Source organism: Melghirimyces profundicolus (genome assembly GCF_003054245.1).
GTDB classification, from domain to species: Bacteria; Bacillota; Bacilli; order Thermoactinomycetales; family DSM-45169; genus Melghirimyces; species Melghirimyces profundicolus.
In genome coordinates this window covers 1-8,326 of the sequence record NZ_QBKR01000049.1, presented here as the reverse complement: position 1 = coordinate 8,326, position 8,326 = coordinate 1, and the positions used below count along the sequence as shown (strand labels likewise).

The 8,326-nt window shown below is 52.7% G+C and carries 11 protein-coding genes; 10 read left to right on the top strand and 1 reads right to left on the bottom strand.

Annotation, left to right across the window (positions count from 1 at the left end):
* Nucleotides 1–1,567 precede the first annotated feature (1,567 nt).
* From C8P63_RS18320 to C8P63_RS18295, 6 genes are all read left to right on the top strand, one after another.
* Nucleotides 1,568–1,801 carry a helix-turn-helix domain-containing protein gene (locus C8P63_RS18320; RefSeq protein ID WP_108026766.1) on the top strand — a complete coding sequence of 78 codons (234 nt, stop codon included), beginning with the start codon at nt 1,568–1,570 and terminating at the stop codon, nt 1,799–1,801.
* Between the two features lie 126 nt (nt 1,802–1,927).
* Nucleotides 1,928–3,232 (top strand): AAA family ATPase, encoded by a 1,305-nt coding sequence (locus tag C8P63_RS18315; protein WP_108026764.1) that lies wholly within the window; start codon nt 1,928–1,930, stop codon nt 3,230–3,232.
* A gap of 858 nt (nt 3,233–4,090) precedes the next feature.
* Nucleotides 4,091–4,402, top strand: coding sequence for a hypothetical protein (locus tag C8P63_RS18310; RefSeq protein WP_108026762.1), 312 nt, complete (start codon nt 4,091–4,093; stop codon nt 4,400–4,402).
* Nucleotides 4,399–4,659: a hypothetical protein gene (locus C8P63_RS18305; protein WP_108026760.1), complete on the top strand. Its 261-nt coding sequence runs from the start codon at nt 4,399–4,401 to the stop codon at nt 4,657–4,659. The genes C8P63_RS18310 and C8P63_RS18305 overlap by 4 nt, the downstream gene beginning before the upstream one ends.
* A 46-nt stretch (nt 4,660–4,705) precedes the next feature.
* A complete protein-coding gene (locus C8P63_RS18300) occupies nt 4,706–5,185 on the top strand; it encodes a hypothetical protein (RefSeq protein WP_108026759.1) in 480 nt (159 codons plus the stop codon).
* A 14-nt stretch (nt 5,186–5,199) separates the two neighbouring features.
* Nucleotides 5,200–5,409 (top strand): hypothetical protein, encoded by a 210-nt coding sequence (locus C8P63_RS18295; protein WP_108026757.1) that lies wholly within the window; start codon nt 5,200–5,202, stop codon nt 5,407–5,409.
* 791 nt (nt 5,410–6,200) lie between these two features.
* Here the strand turns inward: C8P63_RS18295 and C8P63_RS18290 are convergent.
* Complete coding sequence (locus tag C8P63_RS18290) at nt 6,201–7,178, bottom strand: site-specific integrase (RefSeq protein WP_170109760.1); 978 nt, start codon at nt 7,176–7,178, stop codon at nt 6,201–6,203.
* Nucleotides 7,179–7,294: 116 nt separating this feature from the next.
* Here C8P63_RS18290 and C8P63_RS18285 point away from each other — a divergent pair, with 116 nt between their 5' ends.
* Genes C8P63_RS18285 through C8P63_RS18275 form a run of 4 tightly spaced genes read left to right on the top strand, consistent with a single transcriptional unit; the run spans nt 7,295 to nt 8,071 of the window.
* A complete protein-coding gene (locus C8P63_RS18285; RefSeq protein WP_245921035.1) occupies nt 7,295–7,468 on the top strand; it encodes a helix-turn-helix domain-containing protein in 174 nt (57 codons plus the stop codon).
* Complete coding sequence (locus tag C8P63_RS19845) at nt 7,465–7,587, top strand: hypothetical protein (protein ID WP_281258746.1); 123 nt, start codon at nt 7,465–7,467, stop codon at nt 7,585–7,587. The genes C8P63_RS18285 and C8P63_RS19845 overlap by 4 nt, the downstream gene beginning before the upstream one ends.
* 5 nt (nt 7,588–7,592) lie before the next feature.
* Nucleotides 7,593–7,859 (top strand): hypothetical protein, encoded by a 267-nt coding sequence (locus tag C8P63_RS18280; protein WP_146172219.1) that lies wholly within the window; start codon nt 7,593–7,595, stop codon nt 7,857–7,859.
* 32 nt (nt 7,860–7,891) lie between these two features.
* Complete coding sequence (locus tag C8P63_RS18275) at nt 7,892–8,071, top strand: hypothetical protein (protein WP_108026751.1); 180 nt, start codon at nt 7,892–7,894, stop codon at nt 8,069–8,071.
* The last annotated feature ends 255 nt before the right edge of the window (nt 8,072–8,326 follow it).

The window sequence follows — 8,326 nt, the reverse complement described above, 5'->3', positions numbered from 1 at the left end:
TATAGTTAGAAATGCAAAGGCCAGTAATGACGCGGGTTTGAGGGCTGTTTTGTGCCAAGCAACCGTTGCCTTTGCACCAAGCAACCGTTGCCTTTGCACCAAGCAACCGTTGCCTTTTTGCAAATGGCCATAATGCCCGCCGTTATGCGGTTTATGGCTGATTCTCCTTGTGATTGGACACCAAAAGAGGGCCATTTTCGTTTTGCAAAACTGGCTCCGGGTATGTCACACGCAACCGACGGGTATTTGCAAGTTTGCAATAGGCTAAGGAATGTTCAGGTTGGAAAGGGGGTGGCCGTGATCCGGGAAGGAAAACAGCGAAAAACCGATTTTCCCACCCCCTAAAGACACGGAAACAACCCCATAAGGCAGAAATGACACCCCTAAAAAAGCAAAATTTTATAGAGGTGATCCAGGGGGGGATGGCCCGTCAGCGAACAATATTTTTACCCCTGTTCCGGTATCCCCTTCTTATCGGAACACCAAAAAATGAAAACTCGCGAATACAAACAAGACTCCCCTGGTGAGTGATCTACGGGCATCTCCTGTGGTGATTTTATGGGCCTATCCCCTGCATTCCAGATATTAGGCCTTCTATTTTCCGTTTTAAGGGCCTTTTATTTTTGGCCATGGGTAAATGGTCACGGCTTTGTTTTTGGGCCATTTCCAACGCTCTGAGGGCCATTTCCCTTGGGCTGTGAGGCCATATAAGGGGGTTTTCCAACGCAGAAAAAAGGCAGGCCTTAGAATAGGCCCACCGTTGCGTTAGTGTCCGCTGTATCCTGATACCTGAAATACCCTCGGGCCACGGCTACGCTTTTATGCCCGGATTGCCGCATGATATCCGCTTCTGATTTCCCCGCTAAGTACGCTGTAGTCATTCCGCCTGCCCGCAGGCTATGGCCACTGAAGCGGGCCGGATCTAAGCCGATCTTTTCCGCATACCGTTTTACCACGTTGGCGATAGAACGGGTGGACAATGCTTTTTCACCCGGTTTCCCGGTATGGGTAGGCCGGAATACAGGCCCGGAAGTGATCCCCGCCGTCTCCAACAAGGATATGACGGCTTTGAATGGGCCGGTGAGACCCCGGAGGAGTATTACAAGATTTCGAGAATATCGCTTGTGAAGTGAACAAAAGGGGGCCAACACGGCCCCCTTCCCATAGTTGTCAAGGTTTTTTTTCGGGCCGTTTTTGGCCAAAATTTTTATTTCCCGTTATTTCCCGTTGCATTTTTGGTCGGTTTTTGTCCCAAACAGGCCCTTGAAGCTATGACGATACTTTCTGACCAAAAATAGTGTGGTAAAATAAGTATAGCTCATCATCGGTTGGGGCCTTGAACCTTACCCCAAAACCAAAAGCCCAAGGTGTCCGGCGGCCAAACCTATCACCTTGGGCGGGTTGGGAAAGGGGTAGTGTACCCTTTTCCGATGCTATGGGGTATGACCCGTCGGGTCACACTCTTTGATTAGAGTATACCCGAAATTCAAATAGCATACAACCGGGAAACCCCGGAAAAGGGCCGCCTATCATTGGTGGCCCTTTATCTTTAAAAGGAGTGGTAAGCATGAACCCAATCAAGCAGATCCGGAAGGAAAAAGGAATGACCTTAACTCAATTGGCCATCGCTTGCGGAAAGAGCTACACCTGGGCCTGGTGTGCAGAACAGGGGGTCCCTGCCAAAGTAGGCCCAGCTATGCGGCAGGTTCTGGCCGGTTGGGGATATGATCCGAACCAAGTGAACCGGGAATATCAAGCCTGGCGGCGGGATCAGATGAAAGCCTTGGGGAATGCCCAGTGATGGCCAAACAAAAAAGGCCCTTTGCACGGGGGGCCTGGCCAGAGTGAAGATAACAGGCAGTTATCGACAACTTATCCCGATAGGAAATGTGCCAAAAAAACAAGGAAATCGAAAGGAGTTATCTATATGAGTATACCACAAAACCCGGACCGGGACTATTGGATGGAAGAAGCCAAAAAGCTAACCAAGGTTGTCTATCTGAATGACGATGTGGCCCAGAACCGGTTAAGCGTCAAAATCCGACAGCTGGGGTTATTGTACATAGCCGGGACGGGTTCCCTTGAGGGCTTCCCGTCCGCCTTGGCTACCAATCACCCCGAAATCTATGAACGGAGTACGGAGGAGACCCGACAGGCCGCATACATGACCCTTCAAGGGGTTTCGATGGAGGAAGCCCAGGAGCGGGTGGGCTTCAAGATGAGGGAGGATCAACCCCAAGGATATACCTTTCTCAATGATGTGGAGGCCATGAACCGCCCCCGGGTGAAATGGGTGGTCCGAAACTTCCTGGCCGCAAAGGAAATGACCCTTTTAGTCGGGGATCCGGGGAGCTTTAAAACACAGATCGGAGTGGATGCAGGGTTTGGAGTGGCCCAGGGGATCAACTGGAAGGGGCTTGAATGCGATGAAGAGCCCGGCCCGGTTATTTATATCTCAGCGGAAAGCCCCGGGGATGTCATCGACCGGATGGAAGCATATAAAAAAGCTCATGGCTTGTTTAACACTCCTACCCAATTCCATCTGATGGACGCCACAGAAACCCCTTTATACCTGGACGAACCGGAAATGGTTGATCGTTTCATAGATTCCGCGAAGATGGCCTTCCCGGGTGGGGTGAAACTGATCGTTGTGGACACCCTGGCCGAGCTGATGCAGGGAGACGAAAACAGCAAGCAAGATACTCAAGTATTTGCCGACCAGCGAAAGCGGATTAGCAACGAACTGGGAGCTGCCTTCCTTGTCCTGCACCACAACAACAAAGACGGAAAATACCGGGGATCCTCCAACCTGAAAGCCCATGCCTTCGCCCTGATTGAAGCCAAAAAACACGGGCTGGACAACCCCTCCGTATCCTTGCACCAGGACAAGTTAAGGCGCGGGAGATTTGATGGCCTGTTCATGCGGGTGAAGCCGATCACCCTGGAGAGCGGGGAGGAATGTTTCTACCTGGAGTTGGGGGAAAAGATCACCAAGGAGCAAGCGAAGCCGAACAACGCCACAGAGCAATTCTTTGCAGTGATTGAGAAGCACCCGGAAGGAATTACTGTGAAAGACCTTCTGGAGCAATGCAATTACAGCCGGGAGACATGGAAAAAGGCATGCAAGGAGCTTAAAGAGGCAGGGATCATACACAGCCCGAAGCGCGGTGTGTGGGCGCCTGTCGTTGAAGATGCAATAGAGCAATCGGAACAATCGGAACTGGGACTGTAAAATGCGAACATGTGATTGGGTACTATGGGGTATTATGGGGTATTTACCCTATGGTACCCTATCCCGTCACAGGGGGGCGACAATGGGGTATTATGGGGTACCCCCCTTAGGGGTACCCCATAATACCCTATTGGAGACCCGTGACCACCAAAGATGATTAACCATATGAAAGAGTTGGAGAGGTACGCGGATACCTGGTCATTTGATTCCCCGGAGTGGCCCAAGGCCCCCAAGTAGGCCGGATCAAGCAGAGGTGTAGCTGGTGTAGCAAGGTGTAGCTGGTGTAGCAAAGGAGGCGATACCGTGATTAACCCCAATTATTCCGAGTAGTCTACTGGGATATACCCCGAGTCTACCGCTTCAGTAGACTAAAGAGTAGACTTCAGTAGACTAAAGTAGACCGCGTAGCGACGGGGTTTTTGGGATATGAGTAGACTTCAGTAGACTAAAGTAACCCCAGAGTCTACCGAGTCTACTCTCCCTATAGGGGAGTAGACGGTAGACTGGGTAGACTTTCTCCGGTTGCTTACGATTGCTTACGTAAGCAAGAAATAAGCATACGTAGGCAAGCACCCGTAAGTAAGCGGTAGGCCCCATCAAATCATGGGGGGGGCGATCGTAGACCGCCATCTGGGGGGGTCACACGCACGCACCGTCAGCGAACAATATTTTTTTTGAGGAGGGACGAACCATGCCAAGGGGAGGGCATGACCAATTCATTGGAAGGGGGTGATTGGGTGGAAGCGTTCATGGTTTTCTTCGCGGTTTGGATGTTGGTTATGTTCGCGTTGACCCGGGAGGTTGAGTGACAGAAAAGGCAGACCTTAAAAAGAAAATTTTTATGGAGGGTGGACACGGGTGAACAACGTTCAACGGAACCGGAAAGCCGCCCGGAAAGCGATCAAGAACCGAAATAACCCTATCCCATATATGGGCCAGGTAGTGTATTCGGACCCCGGTCCAGGGGATACGATTCTGACAGCCCGAAAGGCACACCGCCTGACCGGGATCCCGGAAGGGGAGTTGATCCAGGCGGCGGTGGCGGGCCGGATCCCGGTCCATAGTTTTGTCCGCGGGGTGTTCCGGTTCAGGAAGACGGATGTTGTGGACTATGTGGGTAGCGACCATAAGGGGAAGTTATCGACAACACTTCAGGGAGGGAAGCCATGAACTGGCGTTGGCCACATCGTTATGTCACCGTCAAAAAGGCAAGCCGGGAAACCGGCGTTCCGTTGTCGGTAATGGCAAAGGTACTGGAAGATGGATTATTCCCGGTCCGGCGCGGGAGACAAGGGCCCCTGATCCGGAATGTGGATGCGCTCCGAATACAGCGGAACGTGGAGAAGTGGCCGCTGTCCCGGGTAGAACGGATCATGCGGGAAGGGATGCCATGGGAGACAAAGGAGCGTGGTGAGCGTCCCGGCTAACCCGGAATCGACATTCATGTTGGCTCAATAAAGAGGAGGGGTAAAAGTGGAGGACAAGTTTAAGTTGTGGTCTCGAGTGGCCAAGGCGTTGGGAGAACCGTATACCGACCTGGAGGAAGCGAAACAAGCGGTTGAGACGTACTTATGGCGCGGGATTACTGAGACCGGCAGGCGGTCGGAAAAGGGCCACGGCAGAATGCGGGCCTTGCAGGCGGCAATAGTCGCCACAGAAATTGCGGCGGATCTGGATGTGAACCCGCTTGTATTACTCAAGCGTATGGGATGGGCTGTTCCTCAAGATGTATTGGCCGAAATGGATGAAGAGGTCATAGTCAAATGGCTGCAAAAGGAACCGGTCCCGGGACCGCGTGCCATGCTTCGCGGAAAACCGGTGGAGGTTGAGACAGGGAAGAATGAGGAACCGGAAGTACGGCAACCGGTGAAGCCCTGGGTACAAGGGGAACGGCGGAAGAAGCACAAGAACACACCGCGAGGGGCCAAATTCGTTGAGATCTGCGCAAAATGAAGGGAGTGTGACCAATGGCTACGTGGAGATTGGTGGAAGATGATTGCTTGCAGGTTGAAGGTGATATGAACGTATGGGGGGAATATGGCCAACTGTCAGGGCGGTTTGTGCGGCTGGATGAGGATTACGCGTACTTTGTCGCATACGACAAGCGGCGGATCCGCCTGCGGCGGCAGGAAGACGGTTCTTGGGTGTCCGAGGGGTTCTGGGAATGGGACGACTAGAAAAAAACCCGGCGGAGGTCCGGGGGTTTTTTCTATTGGCGGATGGTAAATGGAAGTGTACTCAAACACCTTGGTTTCAGTATAGCATGGGTTGTCGATAATTGAAGCTTATGAAAAACACCGGTATAATAAGAGCGACAGGAGCATCATTCAAACCGATCATACCCTCCCGATCCGGGAGGGCTTTTTTTGTGTATGCGGAACATATACCATGATATCCAAACCGATCACGGGAGGGAGATACATGGGATACCTGGAACGGTTTGCACGTAAACGGCGGAACCGTACAGAAACACTAACGGCCAGGGTAGATCCGGACACTTATAAACGGTTCAAGGAGCATTGTGACCGGTTGGGGCTGACCGTATCGGAGGGGGTGGCCCTGTTGGTTGAAAAGGAGGTTGGGAGCGATCCGGTTACAAATGTGCATACATATGTACCAACAGAACCGGCGGGGAACACAAATGTGCATACAAGTGTACGAACAGAACACGAAAGTATACGGAGGTATACGCCACCACCACAGGGGAAATACGGGGGCAAACGGAAACTAAGCCCGGACGGACGGAAAGAATGGTGTTCCTTGTGCCAGGACTGGCGATCCGCTGCCCACTTCGGACGACATTGCCGGGATGTCCATAACATGACCCCGGATCAGGTACGGGAAAAAGACTCCGAGACAACATGAAAGGGAAGGGCCCTACCCTGACCCCTCAGACCAAAATAAAAAGCCCTCAGAGGGGCGCACAGTAGGGCTATGACTATCTTATAACCCGATATTATCGACAACGTTATCCGAGGATACGAGCGGCGGCGTTATCCTCCCACATGTCGATAGTTTGCGTATACCGTTGAACCATCTTAATGGATTTGTGACCGGTCTGGGCCATAATCTTGTCAATACTGGCCCCTTTCCGCCTGGCCTGGGTAACGAAACCGGACCGGAGACTGTGGGCCCCGTAGGCGGCGGGGTCCTTTCCTATGGCCTTTACATACCGCTTGATGCGGTGATTAACCATCCGAGGGGCCAGGGCTTTTTCTCCGATCTTTCCGCCATGGACGGACCGGAAGAGGGGGCCGGTTTCGATCCCTGCCCGCTGCACCCAGTCCTGGACAGCACGGACGGGGCAGGTAGCCGGGTCTGTGGAGTAGGGAACGGGGATCGACCGCCCCTCTTTCCGCTGATCCGTTTTACTTCCTGCTATGAACACTTCAAGGCCCCGGCGGTTGAACTGGATGTCTTCCATCTTGAGAGCCACCAATTCGGACCGGCGGAATCCTCCGATATAACCCAGGAGGATCAGGGCCCGGTCACGGACTCCCAACAGATCCCCGCTCATATGCTGTACCATGGCCCGGACATCTTCAATCAGGAGGGCCTTTTTTGCTGTCTGGCGGGTTCCCTTGTTCCGTTCGATCCCCGCCAGGGCTTCCCTTACTACGTTGTGCTTGGTGGGGTCCGGGAGTCCGCAGGTCTTATGAATGTTCCCGATGGCCACCAGGCGGCGGCGGATCGTGGCCGGTTTGTAGGTGCGGCCCGCGGCCCCGTTGGCCATGTCGGTAATGTATTCCGCAACCATTCCGGGGTCCGCCCCCTGGCCCTGGGCAGGGTCGACCGTGTATCCCTTGTTCCAAGTCCATCCCTGGAAGTGGTTCCAATCGGCAGTGTATGACCGTTTGGTGTTATTGGCCCTGGCCTGTTTCCGGTACTGTTCCACAGTTTCAGGAAGGACGGGGGCGGCAGTCTTTCCGGCGGGGATCATTTGCATGAGGATCAATCCTTTCAGATAATCGTTAATTATCGACAACCCCATAATATAATTAGTTGCAGTCACTTGTCAATAACTGCAACTAATGTTATTATAATTGCAGGAGGTGAAAGGAATTGTCCAAAGAGGTAATGAACATAGAAGAGGCCGCCCAATACCTGAGCATATCGGAGCGAACGCTGTACAAGATGGTTAAAGAAAACCGCATCCCTGCCCGGAAGGTTGGCAGGCAGTGGAGGTTTCATAAGGATGCGTTGGATAGCTGGCTCAAAGGGGAGGAAAAAGGATGAGGTTATGGGAATGGATTAAGTGGCAGCTGATAGGCGGGGTTTATGATCCGAAAGCCGGGAAGCGGTATCGGGTGAAGTCGATTTCAAAAGCGGAGCTGAACCGGGGGAAGAAGGGGTGAACGGGATGGAATGGAGAAGCGGCCCGATATGGGATAAGGAAAAGACCTGGATGGAAAAGCAAATGAAGGAACAGGGGAAAAGCGAGCTTGAGAAAAAGCGGCTGCGGAAGCTGTTCAGGGAAATGGTTCAGTTGGAAAGCATGGTTTACGATTTCTATTACGATGACATAGACCCGGAGGAAATGCCGATAGAGGAAAGGTTACGGGCCAATAAAATCAGCAAACAGGCGTTAGATATCCGAACTGAAATTGCCGAAGCGTTGGGGGTTTAAGCGGAACCCAATAAAAACCGGGAGGGGTCAAGATGAGGGAAATGTTTTTGCTGGCCAGGGAAACGGGAGTCGCGGTTACCCATAACGTGGCGGAGTTTTTCCGCCAGCTGCATCGGGTAGGCGTATTGTCAGAAACGGAGTTAAAAGAAGCGGAAGCATATATAAAAGGCCGCCCGGGGAGCTGGGACCCCCAGACGGCCACAGGTGAATAAACACCCTATTCACATTATAGCAGACCCGGGCCCGTCTCCGGGTCTGTTTTTCCCTGTGATAGATTCCCACCCGGGCCAGCTGGCCCGATGGGTTTTCAATCACAGAATAGCACCCGCACCGCCGACAGGCGGGGGCGGTGTGCAAGGTTAATATAGTTAATATAGTTAGAAATGCAAAGGCCAGTAATGACGCGGGTTTGAGGGCTGTTTTGTGCCAAGCAACCGTTGCCTTTGCACCAAGCAACCGTTGCCTTT

Bases quoted from the DNA above. Each gene is read 5' to 3' on its own strand.
- C8P63_RS18280 (WP_146172219.1), top strand. From the start codon at position 7,593: ATGGAATGGAGAAGCGGCCCGATATGGGATAAGGAAAAGACCTGGATG.
- C8P63_RS18315 (WP_108026764.1), top strand. From the start codon at position 1,928: ATGAGTATACCACAAAACCCGGACCGGGACTATTGGATGGAAGAAGCC.
- C8P63_RS18275 (WP_108026751.1), top strand. From the start codon at position 7,892: ATGAGGGAAATGTTTTTGCTGGCCAGGGAAACGGGAGTCGCGGTTACC.
- C8P63_RS19845 (WP_281258746.1), top strand. From the start codon at position 7,465: ATGAGGTTATGGGAATGGATTAAGTGGCAGCTGATAGGCGGGGTTTAT.
- C8P63_RS18305 (WP_108026760.1), top strand. From the start codon at position 4,399: ATGAACTGGCGTTGGCCACATCGTTATGTCACCGTCAAAAAGGCAAGC.
- C8P63_RS18290 (WP_170109760.1), bottom strand. From the start codon at position 7,178: ATGCAAATGATCCCCGCCGGAAAGACTGCCGCCCCCGTCCTTCCTGAA.
- C8P63_RS18295 (WP_108026757.1), top strand. From the start codon at position 5,200: ATGGCTACGTGGAGATTGGTGGAAGATGATTGCTTGCAGGTTGAAGGT.
- C8P63_RS18320 (WP_108026766.1), top strand. From the start codon at position 1,568: ATGAACCCAATCAAGCAGATCCGGAAGGAAAAAGGAATGACCTTAACT.